Origin of the sequence: Streptomyces sp. NPDC002698 (assembly GCF_042888945.1) — a bacterium.
Lineage (GTDB): Bacteria > Actinomycetota > Actinomycetes > Streptomycetales > Streptomycetaceae > Streptomyces.
On record NZ_JBIAQM010000027.1, the window covers coordinates 1 to 17,543 of the forward strand.

Consider the following 17,543-nt stretch of genomic DNA (forward strand, 5'->3'; position numbering starts at 1 on the left):
CCCGCCCCCCCCCGCCCCCCCGCCCCCCCCCCCCCCCCCCCCCCCCCCGCCCCCCCCCCCCCCCCCCCCCCCCCCCCCCCCCCCCCCCCCCCGCCGGTCTCGTGCGTGTGACGGCTATCCGGCGTCCGTCTCCTCCAGCGCGGCCAGCACGGCCGGCACCGGGATGCGCCCGGAGGCGACCATCTGGGCGCCGCCGCGTCGCAGCGCGGTGGCCAAAGGCGCCGCCCACACGTTCTCGTAGACCAGGATTCCGGCGGAGTTGCCGGGTTCCAGCGCCTTCCCCGCCTCCTCGATGTCGTCCTCGCCCAGCAGGCCGGAGGACGCGCCCTCGAACACGGCGAGGTCGAGGGTTCCGTCGGCGTCGAAGTCGGCGATCTCCATGCCGACCACGGATCCGTCGGCGTCCTTCCTCACGAACAAAAGGTCGAGAATCCGAATGAGGCCGCGATCCACCAGATCGACCAGGATCGGAAGTCCCTCACCCGTCATTCGGTTACCGGGAAACTCCACGACGATATAGTCGATCGGTCCCATCTCGACGAATTCATCTTCGCTCACGGCTTCACCCCTGCACGGTCATGGATTTCCCCTGCCCCTGGTCAGTGCCATTGCAGCACCGGACGGAAGCCGCCGCATTTCGGTACGACGCCTTCTCCTGCCGCCGGGAACGGTGCGCTCGGGCCGTTCGGGTGGTTCACGCGGTCAGCTGGTAGATGCTCTTGCCGACCAGCCACAGACCCAGGAACAGGAACAGTGACACCAGCGCCTGGTCCTGGTGCCCCTCCATCCACGCGCGCAGCTTCCCGAGCCGGACGTGGGCCGTCCGCGGGGCGAACGTCGCGTAGAGCTCCATCGCCAGAATGCTGGAACTGGCCAGCAGGACGTAGCCCATCAGAGCCGCGTACGACGCGGCGTGGTTGAGGTTCGCGTCCACGACGGTGGAGGCTCCGGCCGCGATCATCCCCCACGGCTGGAGCAGCAGCGCCAGGCCGGCCGCCGTCCAGGGGGAGATCCGTTCGATCCGGGACATGAAGCCCGAGGACTTCGGCTGCTTGCCGATGTTGCGTCGTCTGCGTTCCGCGTAGAGGACGAGTCCGACGCCGATGGCCAGCTTGCCGGCCAGCGCGGCCGTGGAGGGCGTGGATTTCGGAGGCGGCGGCTCACCGCCCGTCATGAGCAGCACGGCGGCGATGATGGCGACGAAGGAGGCCAGCCAGGTCAGGATGAAGGCGAGGCCCTTCCAGATTCCCCTGTCCGAGGAGAGCACCAGCACGAATCCGGTGACCGGCAGCGGGTCCAGGGCGATCACCAGACCGATGAGCAGCAGGTCAAGGACCATGGCCGACCCCTCGTGGTCTCGCGTGGCCCGGAGCCGCGGTAGCGCGCATGCCCTCATGGTCACCTCCCCCGCGCACGTCCACAAATCCGGTGTCCCGCCCGCCACGACGAAGTCCGGCACCCTCCCGTACGGCCCGACGGCGCCCTCCCGTACGGCCCGACGGCGCCCTCCCCGTGCAGCGGGGCGGCGCGGTGGCTCTGTGCCCGGCCCGCACGCGCCCCATCGCGGTCCTCCGGTCCGCGCTCGCCCGATCGGCCCAACTCGCCGGACACATGGCCCGGAGCTACCTTGGTGACCGGACCGGGCCACTCCCACCACGACCCGTATGCCGACGACCGCCCGTACGCCGCCGAAGCCGGTGGTCGGCGAGCCGCGCGTCTCCGGCCCTCCGCACTTCCTCGACCAGAGCCTTCCTCCCGGGCATCGGCGCGGTGCATCCCCCGCCGAACCGCCACCGCCCGCACCCGCGCCGCGCGCGTCGGTGTACCACCTCGCGGAGCGTCTGCGATGACCCCCAAGCACCCGGCCGGCAGCCATCCCCCGCACCACACCCCGGCGGAGCGCGCCGCGCTCGGCAAGGCCGCCCGGTCCGCCGTGCCGCGCTCCAGCCACGCCGACTTCACCCCGGCGCCGAAGCGGCCCGACCCGGTGGACATCATCGAGGCGCAGTCCGCGACCCGGGTGCCCGAGCTCGTACCGATCCGCTACGGCAGGATGACCGAGTCGCCGTTCCGCTTCTACCGCGGGGCCGCCGCCATCATGGCCGCGGACCTCGCCGGCACGCCCCGGTCCGGGATCAGGGCGCAACTGTGCGGGGACGCGCACATGCTGAACTTCCGGCTGCTGGCCTCGCCGGAGCGCCGCATGATGTTCGACATCAACGACTTCGACGAGACGCTGCCCGGCCCCTGGGAGTGGGACGTCAAGCGGCTGTCCTCCAGCCTCGTCATCGCGGCCCGGGCGAACGGCTTCAGCCGCAAGGAGCGTGCCGACATCGTCCGTACGACCGTGCGGTCGTACCGCGAGTGGATGAGGCGCTTCGCCGGGCTCGGCAATCTCCCCGTCTGGTACACGCACTTCGACGAGGACTGGGTACGGACCCACATCGCCGGGGAGCTGGGCTCGCGGGGCCGCGACCGGTGGAAGAGGACGACCGACAAGGCGCGCAGCCGCGACAGCCTCCAGGCGTTCAACAAGCTCACGCACGTGGTCGACGGCCAGGCGCTGATCACCGCGGATCCTCCGCTCGTCGTCCCCCTGCAGGACCTGCTTCCCGACATGGAACGCGGCGCCCTGGAGAAGCAGCTCCGCCGGCTGATCGGGAGCTACGGCCGGAGTCTGAACTCGGACCGGCGGTTCCTGCTGGACCAGTACCGGTTCGCCGACGTGGCCCGCAAGGTGGTCGGGGTCGGCAGCGTGGGCACCCGGTGCTGGATCATCCTCCTGCTCGGCCGGGACGGCTCGGATCCGCTGCTGCTCCAGGCCAAGGAGGCGGACGAGTCGGTGCTGGCGCCCTACGCCGGCGCGAGCGAGTACCGGACCCAGGGCGAGCGGGTGGTCGCGGGACAGCGGCTCATGCAGGCCACCAGTGACATCTTCCTGGGCTGGGAGCGGGCCGACGGCATCGACGGCCGCCGACGGGACTTCTACGTAAGGCAGCTGAGGGACTGGAAGGGGATCGCCGAACCCGAGCTCATGGTGCCGTCCGGTATGCGCGCCTTCGGCGAGCTGTGCGGTGCCACGCTGGCCCGCGCGCACGCGAGGTCGGGCGACCGGATCGCCATCGCCTCCTATCTGGGCGGGGGCGACGTCTTCGACCGGGCGCTCGTCCCGTTCGCCGAGGCGTACGCGGACCAGAACGAGAAGGACCACCGGACACTCGTCGACGCCGTCCGCTCGGGACGCGTCAAGGCCGAAGCCGCCTGACACGGAGGCCAGCATGGACCGCTATCCGCCCATCGCCGACCACGGCCTCGTCGGGGACCTCCAGACCGCGGCCCTGGTGTCGTCCCGGGGCGTCGTCGACTGGTTCGCGGCACCGCGCTTCGACTCCCCCAGCGTCTTCGCCGCGCTGCTGGACCACGACGGCGGCGGCTACCTCCGCCTCGCGCCCGATCACCCCGAGGGGACCTGGCGGCAGCTGTACTACCCGGACACGGCCGTCGTCGTGACCCGGTTCATGTCCCCGGACGGCGTGGGCGAGGTCATCGATCACATGCCGGTCCTCACCGGTCCGACGCCGACCGACCGGCACAGTCTGGTGCGCATCGTCCGTTCGGTGCGCGGCACCGTGCACTTCACCCTGGAGTGCCGTCCGCGGTTCGACTACGCGCGGGCCGGCCACGAGCTCGAACTCACGCCCCGTACGGCGACGTTCAGGTCCCCGGTGGCGACCGCCCATCTCCAGGGCAGCATCCCGCTCGAACGCGACGGCCAGGACGTCCGGGGCGGCATCACCCTGGAGAACGGCGAGTCGGCCGCCGTCGTGTTCACGGTCTGCGGTCCGGACGGCGAAGCCCCGCCGCCCCCCACGGTCGACGGGCTCACCGAGGACCTGTGGAGCAACGTCGACTTCTGGCAGAAGTGGGTCCGCACCTCGAACTACCGGGGCCGCTGGACGGAGATGGTGCACCGCTCCGCGATCACCCTCAAGCTCCTGACCTACGCCCCGACCGGAGCGCCGGTCGCCGCCGCCACCATGGGGCTGCCCGAGCAGATCGGCGGTGAGCGCAACTGGGACTACCGGTACACGTGGGTGCGGGACGGCTCGCTGTCGGTGCGGGCGCTGGTCGACCTCGGTTTCGTGGAGGAGGCGACCCACTTCACCCGCTGGCTGGGCGACCGGCTGCAGGAGCGCGAAGGGCCGAAGGACGAGCCCCTCCAGATCATGTACCGGGTCGACGGCGACCCGCATCTGACGGAGGAGATCCTGGAGCACTTCGAGGGCTACCGGGGCTCGTACCCGGTACGCGCCGGCAACGGAGCCGCCGGCCAGTTGCAGCTCGACATCTACGGCGAGGCCCTCTACGCGCTGACCGAGGGCCGCGCGGTGGGCGAACAGGGCGGCTACCACGGCTGGAAGGCGCTGAGCGGCATCCTCGACTGGCTCGCGGACTCCTGGGACCGCCCGGACGAGGGCATCTGGGAGACCCGGGGCGGGCGCAAGGACTTCACCTACAGCCGCGTCATGTGCTGGGCCGCCTTCGACCGGGGCCTGAAGCTGGCCGCGGAGTTCAGCAGACCGGCCGACACCGTCCGCTGGACGAGGGCGCGGGACGAGATCCTCGAACAGGTCATGGCGCGTGGCTGGAGCGAGAAGCAGCAGGCGATCGTCCAGCACTACGACGGCGACGTCCTGGACGCCTCCCTGCTGCTGGCCCCCCGCGTCGGCTTCGTCTCCCCGCGCAGCCCCGGCTGGCTGAGCACGCTGGACGCCATGGAGCGCGTACTCGTCTCCGACAGTCTCGTCTACCGCTACGACCCGCAGGCCTCCCCGGACGGACTGCGCGGCTCCGAAGGGACGTTCAGCCTCTGCACGTTCCTGTACGTCGACGCGCTCGCCCGGGCGGGGCGGCTCCCCCAGGCCCGCTACACCTTCGAGAAGATGCAGACGTACGCCAACCATGTCGGTCTGTTCGCCGAGGAGATCGGCCCCAGCGGGGAGCAGCTGGGCAACTTCCCGCAGGCCTTCACCCATCTGTCCCTCATCATGGCCGCGACGACGCTGGACGAGGCGCTCGACCGGCTGCGGCCCTGAACGGCGGGATGTCCGGGCCCTGCGGAAGCAGTTCCACGGTCACGAAGGACACCACGGCGGCGAGCACGACCACCGGGACCGTTCCCGAGTTGCCCACGAGGAGCACGACCAGAACCACGGAGCTGACCGGCAGCCTGAGCGCGGCGGCGGAGGCGGCGGCCATGCCGGCCGCCATGGCCGGCACGACGCCGAACCCCGGGAGCGGTGCCAGCAGGGCGCCCGTCGCACCGCCGAGGAACAGCGAGGGGAACACCGGGCCGCCCCTCAGGCTGCCCAGGCACAGTGCGTACGCGACGGACTTGAGCAGCACCACGGCCACCAGGCTGCCGACCGACCACGCGTGCGGGTGGGCGGCGAGCTGGGCGAGGGCGGTCTGGCCGGACAGGGCCACCTCGGCCGGCGATCGCCCGGTGACGGCCGCGTAGAGCGCCGCGCAGCCGCCCGCGCCGAGCGCGCACAGCACCGTGCTCCGCAGCGTGTGCGCGGACACCGAGCGGGCCGCGTAACGGCCGGTCACGATGATCCAGTGGACGCCGACCCCGATGACCAGCGCCATGAGCACCGACCAGACCACGTCCCCGGTGTCGAGGGTCGAGGGCGCGGGCAGTCCGATCTCGAGGCTGCCGGTCTGCAGGCCGGTCCAGTCGCCGAAACCGGTGAAGACGATGGCGCCGACTCCGCTGGAGAGCAGCGCGGGCAGCATCACCGCGAACAGGTGCGGCCCGCCCACGCCGGCGACCTCCATCAGCAGCACGGCGGCGACCAAGGGGCTGCCGAAGATCGCCGAGATGGCCGCGGCGGCGCCCGCGGCACCGAGCAGCGCCGTGCTCGCCGGGGTCGCGGGGACCCGTACGAGATCCCGGAAGAGCAGGGCCAGACCTCCGCCGAGGGCGATCAGCGGCGACTCCGGGCCGAGCACGGCTCCCAGCGGAAGGCCGGCCAGAGCGGCGAGCGCGACGCCCGGCAGAGCGGAGGTCGCCACCCCGCCGGCGTGCAGGCCCGAGGCCGGGATGTGTCCGCCCCGGCCCGGAAGCCACGCCACGATCAGGCCCACCAGCACCCCTGCCAGGAGCATCGGGGGAAGCGGCCACCACCACGGCGGGTCCGACCACCCGAGATCGTGCGGCCACTGCTCCCACATCAGATGCTCCAGCTCGTGGAGGAGCACCAGGAACCAGAACGCGGCCAGCGAGACCGGGACGCCGATCAGGGCGCAGAACACCAGCCCCCGCCGGTAGGCGGGCTGGGCCAGCATGCTTCTCAGCTGCTCGGCCTCCGTGGGCTGCTTGCCCGGCGGAGCCTCGGCCCCTGCGGACCGCTCACCCGGGGCGGGCCCGCTCTCCTCGGACTTCGGCTCGGTGATGGGTCTTCTCCTACGTCCGCTCGGAGGACACCGCCGTGGGACGGCCGTGGGACGGCCGTGGGACGGCCGTGGGACGGCCGTGGGACGGCCGTGGGACGCTGCCGCCGGGGCGCGAGCGTACCCACGGGATCCGCCGTTCCCGCGCGGCCCGCGCGCCCGGGCCCGAAAACCCTCCGGGTGGACGCGCGATCCGCACCTCCGTGGCCCGACGCGGGCCACGGACGTCACCTCTGCCGCTTCGCGTCGATCTCGGCGATCAGTGCCTCGATACGGGTCCTGATCTCGTCGCGGATGGGGCGGACGGACTCGACGCCCTTGCCGGCCGGGTCCTCGAGGGCCCAGTCGAGGTACTTCTTGCCGGGGAAGACCGGGCAGGCGTCGCCGCAGCCCATGGTGATGACGTAGTCGGACGCCTGGACGGCCTCGGTGGTCAGGATCTTCGGCTCGGCGTCGGCGATGTCGACGCCGACTTCCTTCATGGCCTCGACCGCGGCCGGGTTGACCCGGTCGCCCGGGACCGATCCGGCGGAGCGGACCTCGACCCGGTCGCCGGCCAGGTGGTTCAGGAATCCGGCGGCCATCTGCGAGCGCCCGGCGTTGTGGACACAGACGAAGAGCACGGAGGCGAGCGGGCTGGAGGACATCGGTTCTTCCCTCACAAGAAGGCGCGGGTCCCCGCCTGTGCGGGGATACAGGACTCAGGAATCACTCCACACTGGTATCAGGCTGGAGTGATGTGAAACTATCAGCCCATGATGACGTCGGTCGACACTGATCTGATGCGGGTTCTCGCCGACCCCCTCCGGCTCCGGATCGTCACCCTGCTCGCCGGGGAGACGCTGTGCAGCACGCACCTGATCGAGGAGACGGGCGCCAGGCAGACCAACCTCTCCAACCATCTGAAGGTGCTGCGCGAGGCCGGTGTCGTCGACACGGAGCCGTGCGGCCGGTTCACCTACTACCGGCTCAGGCCCGATGTCATCGCCTCCCTCGCGGGCCAGTTCGCCGACCTGGCGGAGACCGCGCGCGCCACGGCCGAGAACAACGTCAAGCGGCCCTGCCCCTGATCCCCGCCCGCGCGGGACCCGCATACGCAACGAGGAGTCCTGTTGACCGCCACCGAGGCCACCGAGCGCGACGGCGCCGCGACATCCGCCACGGCCCCCTCCGCCGTCACCCCGGAGCCCGCCCCGGGCACCACGCCACCCCAGGCGCCCCCACTGATCGCCAAAGCGGCGGCCGAGCTGGTCGGCACCGCGGCCCTGGTCGCGATCGTGGTCGGCTCCGGCATCCAGGCCACCGGACTGACCAAGGACGTCGGCCTGCAACTGCTCGCCAACTCCACCGCCACCGTCTTCGGCCTCGGGGTCCTGATCCTTCTGTTCGGCCCGGTGTCCGGCGCGCACTTCAACCCGGTCGTCACCCTGGCCGAGTGGTGGACCGCCCGCCGCGGCGGTGCCGGAGTCCCCCTGCGTGACGCTGCCGCCTACATCCCCGCTCAGATCGTCGGCGCCATCGCCGGCTCCTTCCTGGCCGACGCCATGTTCGGCGCACCGCTGGTCAAGTGGTCCACGCACAACCGCTCGGCGGGGCATCTGCTGCTGGGCGAGGTCGTCGCGACGGCCGGACTGATCCTGCTGATCTTCGGGCTGGCCCGCACCGACCGGCTGCGCTTCGCCCCCGTCGCGGTCGCCTCGTACATCGGCGCCGCCTACTGGTTCACCTCGTCCACGTCCTTCGCCAACCCGGCGGTGACGATCGGCCGCGCCTTCACCGACACCTTCGCGGGCATCGCGCCCGGCTCGGTCCCCGGGTTCATCGGCATGCAGCTGATCGGCGCCGTGGTGGGGCTGGCGCTGGTGGCGCTCATCTTCACGCCCGGCCGGAACAAGACCGGACAGCCCGCCGGATGACGGTCACGCCCGACTCGGCGATCAGGCCGGGCAGGGCGGCGTTCCCCGCCCCCCGGGCCGCGGTCAGGCCGCGGCCGGGGCGATGACCAGCAGCCGGCCCATCGAGGCGAGCACGGACGGCTCGACCCGGTAGTAGACCCAGGTGCCGCGCCGCTCCGAGGTGAGCAGTCCGGCCTCCTTGAGCTTCTTCAGGTGGTGGGAGACGGTCGGCTGGGAGACACCGACGTCGGAGATATCGCACACGCAGGCCTCGCCGCCCTCGTGCGAGGCCACGGCGGAGAAGAGCCGCAGCCGCACCGGGTCACCGAGAGCCTTGAACATCCGCGCGGCCGTCTCCGCCTCCTCGGCGGTGAACGGGCGCTCGGCGAGCGGCGGGCAGCACGCTTCCACGGCTCGGTCGGCGGGCTCCAGCAACGGCAACACCTTCATGTTCGACATGCATCTATGTTGACATACGTCGAACCAGCCTGGCGAGAGCCGGACCGGCCACCCGAACACTCCTCGCCGGGCGGCTGAATTAGATGGCTGTCTATGTTGACGCTTGTCGAATCAGGTGCCACGCTGGCCGAGTAAGCCATCGACGGATGTCGAAATACCGAGGAGTCGACCGTGAACGCGCCTGCCACCACCGACCTGCCCGTCGTCGTGATCGGAGCCGGCCCCGCCGGGCTCGCCGCCGCCGCCCACCTGGTCGACCGCGGTCTCACCCCGCTGGTACTGGAAGCCGGGCCGGTCGCCGGTGCGGCGGTGCGCGAGTGGGCGCACGTGCGGTTGTTCTCCACCTGGGGCGAGGTCACCGACCCGGCCGCCGAGAAGCTGCTCGCCCCGACGGGATGGGTGAGGCCGGACGCCTCCACGTACCCCTCGGGCGGGGACTGGGCCGAGCGGTACCTCCAGCCGCTCGCCGACGTTCTCGGCGAACGGGTGCGCTTCGGTGCCACGGTCACCGGCGTCTCCCGTTCGGGCCGGGACCGGATCGTGGACGCCGACCGCGAGGACCAGCCGTTCGTCGTCCACGTCACCCACGCCGACGGCCGCGAGGAGCGGCTGTTCGCCCGCGCGGTGATCGACGCGTCGGGCACCTGGACCACCCCGGGCCCGGCCGGCGGCAGCGGCCTCCCCGCCCTCGGCGAAAGGGCCGCGTCCGACCGGATCACCTACCGCGTGCCCGACCTCAAGGACCCGTCCGTCCGCGCCCGGTACGCGGGCAGGCGCACCGCGGTCATCGGCTCCGGCGCCTCCGCCTTCACCGCGCTCGCCCACCTCGCCGACCTGGCCAGGTCCGACGACGGCACCGGCACCAAGGGCGTGTGGATCCTGCGCCGGGGCATCTCCGGCTCCACCTTCGGCGGCGGCAGTGCCGACCAGCTCCCCGCCCGCGGCGCCCTGGGCCTCGCCGCCAAGGCCGCCGTCGACGACGGTCACGCCGACGCGGTCACCGGCTTCCGCACCGACGCCGTCGAGCGCGCCGACGACGGCCGCCTGGTCCTCGTCGGCGAGGACGGCCGCCGCCTCGACCCGGTCGACGAGGTCATCGTCCTCACCGGCTTCCGCCCGGACCTGTCCTTCCTGTCCGAGCTCCGCCTCGGCCTCGACGAGCGCCTCCAGGCCCCCGTCGAGCTGGCCCCGCTGATCGACCCCAACCAGCACTCCTGCGGCACCGTCTACCCCCACGGAGTCAAGGAGCTCTCCCATCCGGAGAAGGACGTCTATCTCGTCGGCATGAAGTCCTACGGCCGCGCCCCCACCTTCCTCGCGATGACCGGCTACGAGCAGGTCCGCTCCATCGCCGCCGCCCTCGCGGGCGACCAGGAGGCCGCCGAGCGGGTCGAGCTGACCCTGCCCGAGACCGGGGTCTGCGGCGGGGCGGGCCTTTTCGACGCCTCCGCCACCGCACAGGACAGCGACGGCGGGGGCTGCTGCGCGGCCCCGACCACCCTCCAGATCGGCATCGGCGCCCCGGCCCCCTCCGGCGGCTGCTGACCCACGACTCCAGATCCGCCACCGCACCCATCACCCAGCAGGAGGCTCGCCATGTCCCGCGTACAGCTCGCCCTCCGCGTCCCCGACCTCACCGCGTCCATCGCCTTCTACACCAAGCTGTTCGGCACCGAGCCCGCCAAACTCCACGACGGCTACGCCAACTTCGCCATCACCGAGCCCCCGCTCAAACTCGTCCTGATCGAAGGACCCGCGGGGGAGGCAACGCGCATGGATCACCTCGGCGTCGAGGTGGAGACGACCGAAGCGGTGCACGGCGCCACCGCCCGCCTGGCCGAGGCCAGCCTGGCCACCGACGTGGAGAACGACACCACCTGCTGCTACGCCCTCCAGGACAAGGTCTGGGTCCACGGCCCGGGACAGGAACCCTGGGAGGTCTACGTCGTGAAGGCCGACGCCGACTCCCCGGCAGAGCAGCAGGGCCGTCTCACCCGGAAGCCACTACCTCCCCGGCCATGACCTGGGGAGGGTTGGGGAGCAGTGACGCAAGGTTGTCCCGTACGAAGTCCGCGGCCCTCGCGATCGATTCCTCGGCGCCCGCCTGGTCCTGGAAGACGCTGGTCGAGACCATCACTCCGTCACCGGCATCGATCCAGTAGTAGGCGACGAAGCCGGAGACCTGGCGCATGAGCGCCACGAACCCCTCGTTCACGAGACGTGCCGCCTCGACCGAATCGGTGACCCCTTCGTACCGCCGGACTGCTGCGTACATCGCCAAGCTCCTCACGGCGTTCGGGTTCGCCCTCTGCCGAGACGTCTTACCCCCACGCCGGCTCGCCCGGCTCATGAGGCGTCCGGCAATCACCTGAAGGGCCGCCTCGGATGATCCGAACGGTGGCTTCCCCCAGCACGGAAGAGGCCGTGAACGCGGCTCGATGCCCCAGGTCAAAACAGCCACTCCATCGCGGCGAGGCTCTTGTCGACGTACTTGCCCTGTCCGGTCTCGATGCCGTGCGCGAGGTCCTCGAAGACACTGCACCTGGCATAGAACACGGCGCGCTCGCCGAGGGCCGCGAGGTCGTGGGCGTCGGTTCGATAGCCGCGGATGGCGGCGCGGGTGGCGGCGGGGCCGAGATCGCGGTGGAGCAGCCCGAAGTCGTGGGCCGGGTCGACGACGGCCGCATCGCTCCAGTCGATGATGCCGGTCACCGTCCATGTGCCCGGGTCGACGAGAACGTGTTCGATCCCCAGATCGTTGTGGGAGAACACCGGGGCGCATCCGTCGTGCGGTGGTGCGGCGTCCAAGAACGCCTCGACGGACCGGCGGTGCGCCGCCGGTACCTGCCCGGCCACCGTCGCGTAGTCCTCCGCGGCCTCATGCCGCCACTCGGCCGGCGGCCGGTGGTCCGTTTCCACCAGATCGGCCAGCCGGTCGACCGGAGCAGCGTGCAGCGCGGTGAGCAGCTCGCCGAGCGTGGCGGCGATCGACGTGCCGTGGGCCGATCGCCGGTGCCGCGGCATGTCCAGCAGTGGCACGCCGGGGAGCTTGCGGTAAGCCAGACATCCCTGCTCCGCGACCGTGAACACCGGTTCGGGGACGGGCAGCGGCGAGATGCCGGCGACGGCGGCGAGCACGCGGGCCTCGTGGTCCACCAGGGCGGTCCGCCGTGCCGGGTCGGGCTCTTTGCTGAAGCGTACGACCAGCTCACCGTTGACCTCGTACGCCAGGTTGTCCAGGCCCCCGCCAAGCCGCACGACGGACTCGACCTGGTACTCGGGCATGTGCGTGACCACGACACCGCGGACGTCCGCGACGCGGTCGCGGCTGCGACTGGTCATTCACCGACCCTATCAACCGACCGTATGAGAAAGGTGGTTCACCGGAGGGCCGCGCGGTCGCCGACCAGACCCGTGGACGCGTAGGGGCCGTACCCGCGTGTCCGCGTCGAGGGCGGCGGCCGCGGGAGCCTCCCGGGCCGGGCCGGTGCGGCCGCCACCGCCCGCCGGCCCGGTGGCCACGGACGGATCTATTCGCATGCGCTACGGCTTTCGGGTACTCCTGCGGCGCGATCATGAAACCCGGCGCGCCGGTGCCCGTTTCGCCACATTCCGAACTAATCTCCCGGGATTGTAGAAGTCGATCTTCCCTAGATCGCACCCACTCACTCCATCGGAGATGACATGCGCAAGCTTCGCAACGTTGCCGTCCTGATCGCCGCGATCGGCAGCATCGGACTCGTGGGCGGCACGGCCCACGCCGGTGGCAACGGCGACGGGTTCAACGTCAAGCAGCACTCCTCCTGCACGTCGCACGACCTGAACCTGGACGTCCTCGGCCAGGTCGGCCTGCTCAACGGCCTGGGCGGCAACCTGCTGGGCGGCGAGGGCAACCCCGGTGCCCAGGTCACCACCATCGGCTCCGAGCAGGGCTGCGACAACAGCGCCTTCTGAAGTCCTGGCCGACGCGGAGTCACCGGCCGATAAACGGTCCCGGCCCCGGGCTTCAAGCCCGGGGCCGGGACCATGTGCGTGCGCCGGCAGGACTCCGAGGTGAGCCTGTTCCGCTTCGCAAGCGGCGGGCGGTGGATGTGGACGCGGATGCGGATCCGAGCGAAGCAGCGGAACCGGCCGCGCCCGATATCCGGTCGCTCCGAGCGGTCGAGCCCCGTACCTTCATGTCCGTGAACAGGCCACTCGTCGCCGTCCTCAGCGGGGCAGGCGTCTCCACCGACTCCGGGATCCCGGACTACCGCGGTCCCAACGGGCTCTGGCGGAAGGATCCCGAAGCCGAGAAGCTCGTCACGTACGAGTACTACATGGGCGATCCCGAGATCAGGCGCCGGGCGTGGCTGATGCGACGGGAGGCCGGTGCGCTCCAGGCCCGGCCCAACGCCGCGCACCGGGCCGTCGCCGACCTGGAGCGGGCCGGAGTCCCGGTGCGGGTCCTCACCCAGAACGTGGACGGGCTGCACCAGCTCGCCGGCATGCCCGAGCGCAAGGTGCTCGAACTGCACGGCACCGCGAGGACAGTGGTGTGCACGCGGTGCCACGCGAAGGCGCCCATGGAGGACGCCCTGGCCCGGGTCGACGCCGGGGAGGACGACCCGGACTGTCCGGCGTGCGGCGGGATCCTCAAGCCGGCGACCGTCATGTTCGGTGAACGGCTCGACCCCGTCGTCCTCGGCCAGGCCGCCGCCATCGCCAAGGCCTGCCAGGTGTTCATCGCCGTCGGCAGCAGCCTCCAGGTCCAGCCGGCGGCGGGCCTCGCGGGCGTGGCCGCCGACCACGGGGCCCGGCTCGTCGTCGTCAACGCCGAGCCGACCCCGTACGACGAACTCGCCGACGAGGTGATCCGCGAACCGATCGGCACCGCCCTGCCGGAGCTGCTGCGCCGGCTGCACGCGGCGAACCGATAGCCACGAATGCCTTGTCCAACCGCGATGCGGCAAGGCCGACTGCTCCTACTCATCCCTGGCCGGCCGCGCGCAGGCGCTTGCCGCGCTTCCCCGTCGCGGCCTTGAGGGGGATCAGCACCACCCACCACAGCTTCGCGCTCGTCGGGGACACGAAGGCAAGCGGCACCGCGATGGCGAAGACCACCACCGTCGACGCCAGATCGGCCACATCGTTGCGGGCGACGGAGTCGGGCAGCGCCTCGCTGCTGAGCCACGGGCGTTTCCACAACACGACCGCCAGCGCGAGTTGTGCGGCTCCCACGGCCGCGACGGCGCCGGAGTAGGCGGCCACCGACTGCGGCCGGTCCCCGTACTCGGCCAGCAGGGTGGTGGGGAACGGCATCAGGGCGACCAGCCCCAGGCTCAGCAGCCCGAACCGGATGACCGTCCCGTCGACTTCCCGTGTGAACCGGAACATCTGGTGGTGGCCCCGCCAGAACGCCGCGATGACCAGAAAGCTGATGGCGTACGCGAACAGGTTGGGCATCACGTCCCCCAGCGCACGCTCGAACCCGGCGGGGTCCAGCCCGGCAGGCAGCGTGATGTCCAGCGCCAGCAGCGTCATCGCGATCGCGAAAACGCCGTCCGACAGCGCCAGGAGTCGCGCCGCGCTCCCCTCGTCGTCCCTCGCTCGCTGATGACGGTCCACAACCCCCCACTCTAGGATCAAGCATCCGAAAATACCCGGATCGCCCCTTCTTCTCCATCGCCGCACGGGAAGCCGTTCCGGCGCTCCCAGAGGTCCGTTCGAAGTACCGTCGGGAGCGGCGGGCCGGTCGGCGGCAAGGCCTGCTCCTACGTTCGATCTCATGACGAACGCGTACACAGACCATGCGCAGACGCTCACCCGACGGGGCGCGCTCGCCGGGCTCGCGGCAGGGGCGGGGGCGGTCGCGCTGTCCGCGGCGTCAGCAGCCCTGGCGAGTTCGGCACCGGCCTTCGCGGCGGAGCGTGACGCCCACCGTCCGGCCCCGGCTCCCGCACCCGACGCGTCGCCGACGCCCGGCGCCATGCGGCTGTTCACGGACCCGGGGCTCAATTTCAACGCGCTGCTCGCGCTCGGGGGCGCCGGGTTCGGCGCGGCCGAGGTCGGGGAGGTGCTGACCGCCGTCAACGCCATCAACGCCGCCGGGGCGAGCGAGCAGACCTATACCGCGGAGTTCCGCCGCTGGGGCGACCGGCTGACGACCACCGCCTCGCCCCACGAGCAGACACACCGCGCTCACTCGCTGCGCGCCGCCCAGTACTACGGGCAGGCGCTGTTCTTCGTCCTCGGCTCGAAGACCCCGGGTGACGAGAAGAAGCTCTATCTGGCGGGGCGCCGGTCCTGGGACACCTTCGCACGGTTGTGCACGCCGGCGGCGGTCACCGGCCAGGTCCCGTACCGGGGCGGGACCTCGATCCCTGTCTGGTTCTTCCGCCCCGACGACTCGGGAAGACCCCGGCCGACCGTCATCCTCACGAACGGGAGCGACGGCCCGAACGTCGACATGTGGACCTACGGGGTCTCCGCCGCGCTCGCCCGCGGCTGGAACGCGCTCGTCTACGACGGCCCGGGCCAGGGCCAGTTGCTCTTCGTCGACCGACTCGTCTTCAGCCCACGCTGGGAGCAGGTGGTCTCGCCGCTCGTGGACTGGCTGGAGCGCCGCGGGGACGTCGACGCCCGTCGGATCGCGCTGACCGGCCTCTCCATGGGCGGTGACCTCGCACCACGCGCCGCGGCCTTCGAGCACCGGATCGCCGCTCTGGCCGCGCTGCCGGGCTGCCTCTCCCCGTGGCTGGGCTTCCCGGCGGAGCTTCGGGACATCGTGACGCCGGACAAGGCGGAGACCAACCGTATCTGGAACGAGGAGGTCGCCCCCGGACTGACGCCGTCCGAGCAGTTCGTCCTCAAGAAGCGGATCGAGCCCTTCTCGATCCCGGCGATGCTCGCCGCCCGGCAGGGCCGGCTCTTCACCGACTTCTGGACACCGGCCCAGCGGATCATGGCACTCGACATCACCCGGATCGTGGGCCGCATCAAGTGCCCCACACTGGTCCTCGACTACGACGACGAGCTCTTCTACCCGGGTCAGCCACGCGAGTTCTTCGAACTGCTGCGCACCCGCAAGGAGTTCCGGCTGATGCGGGCCGCCACCGGTGCCCAACTGCACTGCTCGCCGATGGCGCCGCAACAGCACTGCGAGGTGGTCTTCGACTGGCTGGAGGACACCCTGGGCCGGGGCGACCGCGGTTAGCCGGCATCGGGTCAGGCCTGCCAGGTGTTCATCGCCGTCGGCAGCGGCCTCCAGGTCCAGCCGGCGGCGGGCCTCGCGGGCGTGGCCTCCGACCACGAGGCCCGGCTCGTCGTCGTCAACGCCGAGCCGACCCCGTACGACGAACGCGCCGACGACGTCGTACGCGATCCCATCGGCACCGCGTTGCCGGAACCGCCGCGCCAGCTCCGTGTGGAGGACAGCGGGCAAGTGCGCTGACCTGAGCGCTTGTCCGCGCGACCGGCCGGGGGACGGCTCCCCCGCTAGGGGCGGATTCCGTCGCACGTGAGGTGCAGGCGCCGCGGGCCGCGCAGCACGGCGTTCTGCCGGTACGGGGGCGGGTCCTCCAGCAGACGTGGGTTCTCCAGCCTCCTGGCCAGCTCCGCCAGGGCGAACTGCGTCTCCAGCCGGGCGAGCGGTGCGCCGAAGCAGCTGTGGACGCCGCTGCCCAGGCCGAGGTGCTGGATGTCGGGGCGGTCCGGGTCGAAGCGGTCCGGGTCCTCGAAACGCCGGGAGTCGCGGTTGCCCGACGCCAGGACCAGCCACACGGAGGCGCCCTTGGGGATGGTGACCCCGCGGACCTCGATGTCGGCGAGGGTGGTGCGCTGCGGCACCAGTTGCACCGGCGGCTCGAACCGCAGCAGTTCCTCGACGATGGGCACGGCCAGCCGCGGATCGGCACGCAGCCGCTGGAGGACGCCGGGATTGCGCAGCAGGGTGAGCATGCCGTTGGTGATCAGGTTGACCGTGGTCTCGTGCCCGGCGATCAGCAACAGCGCGGCCGTGCTGAGCAGTTCCATCGTGGTCATCGGACCGTCGTCGCCCTTGGCGGTCGCCAGCTGGGAGAGCATGTCCTCGCCGGGGTTCTTGCGGCGCTCCTCGATCAGGCCGGCCAGGTACATGCCCAGCTGCATCCGGGCGTCCTGTGCGCCCTTGTCCCGTTCGGCGGGATCGGCGTCCGGGTCGGGGTCCAGGTTCGCGGCGAGGGTGTCCGCCCAGGTGTGGAAGCGTGCCTCGTCCTCGCGCGGCACCCCGAGCAGCCGGCAGATCACCGTCACCGGGAAGGGGTACGAGAACTGTTCCACCAGGTCGATCCGGTCCGGGTCCCCGATGCCGTCGATGAGGCCGGTGACGATGTCGTGGAGCTCTCCGCGCATCCCGTCGACCCGGTGCGGGGAGTGCGGCGGCCCGAAAGGGCGGTTCGTCATGCGCCGCAGCCGGTCGTGCTCCGGCGGGTCGAGCCGCAGGAAGCCCGGCGGCAGGGTGCTCTCCTCCGGGGGTGCCCCGGCCGGCGGTCCGGCCGCGTTCGAGGCCAGGTTGCGGGCGTCGGAGCTGATCCGGGGATCGTGCAGAAGGCTGCGGATCTCGTAGTACGTGCTGATCACGTACGGCCCGTCGGCCTCGTGGTGGACCGGCGACTTCCGCAGCTCCTCGTAGATCGGGTACGGGTCGGCCCGGTTGGCGTAGTCCAGGATCTGGTGCAGCAGGGATTGCGTCATGGCGAGTCCTAGCGTCCTCGT

Annotated in this window: 18 protein-coding genes and 1 pseudogene; 10 read left to right on the plus strand and 9 right to left on the minus strand. The window is 71.6% G+C overall.

Annotation, left to right across the window (positions count from 1 at the left end):
• Positions 1 to 114: 114 nt before the first annotated feature.
• Together ACFYW9_RS29630 and ACFYW9_RS29635 are read right to left on the minus strand one after the other, a co-directional pair.
• Positions 115 to 534, minus strand: a complete 420-nt coding sequence (locus tag ACFYW9_RS29630) for a DUF6325 family protein (RefSeq protein WP_389156797.1) — start codon at positions 532 to 534, stop codon at positions 115 to 117.
• A gap of 160 nt (positions 535 to 694) precedes the next feature.
• On the minus strand, positions 695 to 1,339 hold the full coding sequence (locus ACFYW9_RS29635; protein ID WP_389156550.1) for a GAP family protein: 645 nt from the start codon (positions 1,337 to 1,339) through the stop codon (positions 695 to 697).
• Between the two features lie 507 nt (positions 1,340 to 1,846).
• On the opposite strand from ACFYW9_RS29635, the gene ACFYW9_RS29640 reads away from it, so the two are divergent.
• Both ACFYW9_RS29640 and ACFYW9_RS29645 read left to right on the plus strand, forming a co-directional pair.
• Positions 1,847 to 3,265: a DUF2252 domain-containing protein gene (locus ACFYW9_RS29640; RefSeq protein WP_389156553.1), complete on the plus strand. Its 1,419-nt coding sequence runs from the start codon at positions 1,847 to 1,849 to the stop codon at positions 3,263 to 3,265.
• A gap of 13 nt (positions 3,266 to 3,278) precedes the next feature.
• On the plus strand, positions 3,279 to 5,096 hold the full coding sequence (locus ACFYW9_RS29645) for a glycoside hydrolase family 15 protein (RefSeq protein WP_389156557.1): 1,818 nt from the start codon (positions 3,279 to 3,281) through the stop codon (positions 5,094 to 5,096).
• Here the strand turns inward: ACFYW9_RS29645 and ACFYW9_RS29650 are convergent.
• A complete protein-coding gene (locus ACFYW9_RS29650; protein ID WP_389156560.1) occupies positions 5,047 to 6,351 on the minus strand; it encodes a chloride channel protein in 1,305 nt (434 codons plus the stop codon). The genes ACFYW9_RS29645 and ACFYW9_RS29650 overlap by 50 nt on opposite strands.
• A gap of 332 nt (positions 6,352 to 6,683) precedes the next feature.
• Positions 6,684 to 7,103 (minus strand): arsenate reductase ArsC, encoded by a 420-nt coding sequence (locus ACFYW9_RS29655; protein WP_389156563.1) that lies wholly within the window; start codon positions 7,101 to 7,103, stop codon positions 6,684 to 6,686.
• A gap of 108 nt (positions 7,104 to 7,211) precedes the next feature.
• Between ACFYW9_RS29655 and ACFYW9_RS29660 the strand changes: the two genes are divergently transcribed.
• Together ACFYW9_RS29660 and ACFYW9_RS29665 are read left to right on the plus strand one after the other, a co-directional pair.
• Complete coding sequence (locus ACFYW9_RS29660; RefSeq protein ID WP_389156565.1) at positions 7,212 to 7,526, plus strand: ArsR/SmtB family transcription factor; 315 nt, start codon at positions 7,212 to 7,214, stop codon at positions 7,524 to 7,526.
• A gap of 42 nt (positions 7,527 to 7,568) precedes the next feature.
• Positions 7,569 to 8,372, plus strand: a complete 804-nt coding sequence (locus ACFYW9_RS29665) for an aquaporin (protein WP_389156567.1) — start codon at positions 7,569 to 7,571, stop codon at positions 8,370 to 8,372.
• A 63-nt stretch (positions 8,373 to 8,435) separates the two neighbouring features.
• On the opposite strand, the gene ACFYW9_RS29670 is transcribed toward ACFYW9_RS29665, so the two are convergent.
• Positions 8,436 to 8,810: an ArsR/SmtB family transcription factor gene (locus tag ACFYW9_RS29670; RefSeq protein WP_389156570.1), complete on the minus strand. Its 375-nt coding sequence runs from the start codon at positions 8,808 to 8,810 to the stop codon at positions 8,436 to 8,438.
• Between the two features lie 171 nt (positions 8,811 to 8,981).
• Here ACFYW9_RS29670 and ACFYW9_RS29675 point away from each other — a divergent pair, with 171 nt between their 5' ends.
• Positions 8,982 to 10,355, plus strand: a complete 1,374-nt coding sequence (locus ACFYW9_RS29675; RefSeq protein ID WP_389156573.1) for an NAD(P)-binding domain-containing protein — start codon at positions 8,982 to 8,984, stop codon at positions 10,353 to 10,355.
• Between the two features lie 51 nt (positions 10,356 to 10,406).
• Complete coding sequence (locus ACFYW9_RS29680) at positions 10,407 to 10,832, plus strand: ArsI/CadI family heavy metal resistance metalloenzyme (RefSeq protein WP_389156576.1); 426 nt, start codon at positions 10,407 to 10,409, stop codon at positions 10,830 to 10,832.
• On the opposite strand, the gene ACFYW9_RS29685 is transcribed toward ACFYW9_RS29680, so the two are convergent.
• Both ACFYW9_RS29685 and ACFYW9_RS29690 read right to left on the minus strand, forming a co-directional pair.
• Positions 10,801 to 11,085 carry a hypothetical protein gene (locus tag ACFYW9_RS29685; protein ID WP_389156579.1) on the minus strand — a complete coding sequence of 95 codons (285 nt, stop codon included), beginning with the start codon at positions 11,083 to 11,085 and terminating at the stop codon, positions 10,801 to 10,803. The two genes, ACFYW9_RS29680 and ACFYW9_RS29685, sit on opposite strands and share 32 nt — an antisense overlap.
• 173 nt (positions 11,086 to 11,258) lie before the next feature.
• Positions 11,259 to 12,152 (minus strand): phosphotransferase family protein, encoded by an 894-nt coding sequence (locus ACFYW9_RS29690; RefSeq protein ID WP_389156583.1) that lies wholly within the window; start codon positions 12,150 to 12,152, stop codon positions 11,259 to 11,261.
• A gap of 342 nt (positions 12,153 to 12,494) precedes the next feature.
• Here ACFYW9_RS29690 and ACFYW9_RS29695 point away from each other — a divergent pair, with 342 nt between their 5' ends.
• Positions 12,495 to 12,764, plus strand: a complete 270-nt coding sequence (locus ACFYW9_RS29695; RefSeq protein ID WP_389156586.1) for a hypothetical protein — start codon at positions 12,495 to 12,497, stop codon at positions 12,762 to 12,764.
• Between the two features lie 230 nt (positions 12,765 to 12,994).
• The gene (locus ACFYW9_RS29700) at positions 12,995 to 13,729 is read left to right on the plus strand and encodes an NAD-dependent deacetylase (RefSeq protein WP_389156589.1); all 735 of its coding nucleotides are present in this window, start codon (positions 12,995 to 12,997) and stop codon (positions 13,727 to 13,729) included.
• Positions 13,730 to 13,778: 49 nt separating this feature from the next.
• On the opposite strand, the gene ACFYW9_RS29705 is transcribed toward ACFYW9_RS29700, so the two are convergent.
• Complete coding sequence (locus ACFYW9_RS29705) at positions 13,779 to 14,417, minus strand: TMEM175 family protein (RefSeq protein ID WP_389156592.1); 639 nt, start codon at positions 14,415 to 14,417, stop codon at positions 13,779 to 13,781.
• A 160-nt stretch (positions 14,418 to 14,577) separates the two neighbouring features.
• Here ACFYW9_RS29705 and ACFYW9_RS29710 point away from each other — a divergent pair, with 160 nt between their 5' ends.
• Entirely contained in the window at positions 14,578 to 16,005 is a 1,428-nt protein-coding gene (locus ACFYW9_RS29710) for an alpha/beta hydrolase family protein (protein ID WP_389156595.1), read from the plus strand.
• Positions 16,006 to 16,017: 12 nt separating this feature from the next.
• Positions 16,018 to 16,242, plus strand: a pseudogene (locus ACFYW9_RS29715) (hypothetical protein); the annotation flags it as partial.
• Positions 16,243 to 16,286: 44 nt separating this feature from the next.
• On the opposite strand, the gene ACFYW9_RS29720 reads toward ACFYW9_RS29715, so the two are convergent.
• Positions 16,287 to 17,522, minus strand: coding sequence for a cytochrome P450 (locus ACFYW9_RS29720; protein WP_389156598.1), 1,236 nt, complete (start codon positions 17,520 to 17,522; stop codon positions 16,287 to 16,289).
• Between the last annotated feature and the right edge of the window lie 21 nt (positions 17,523 to 17,543).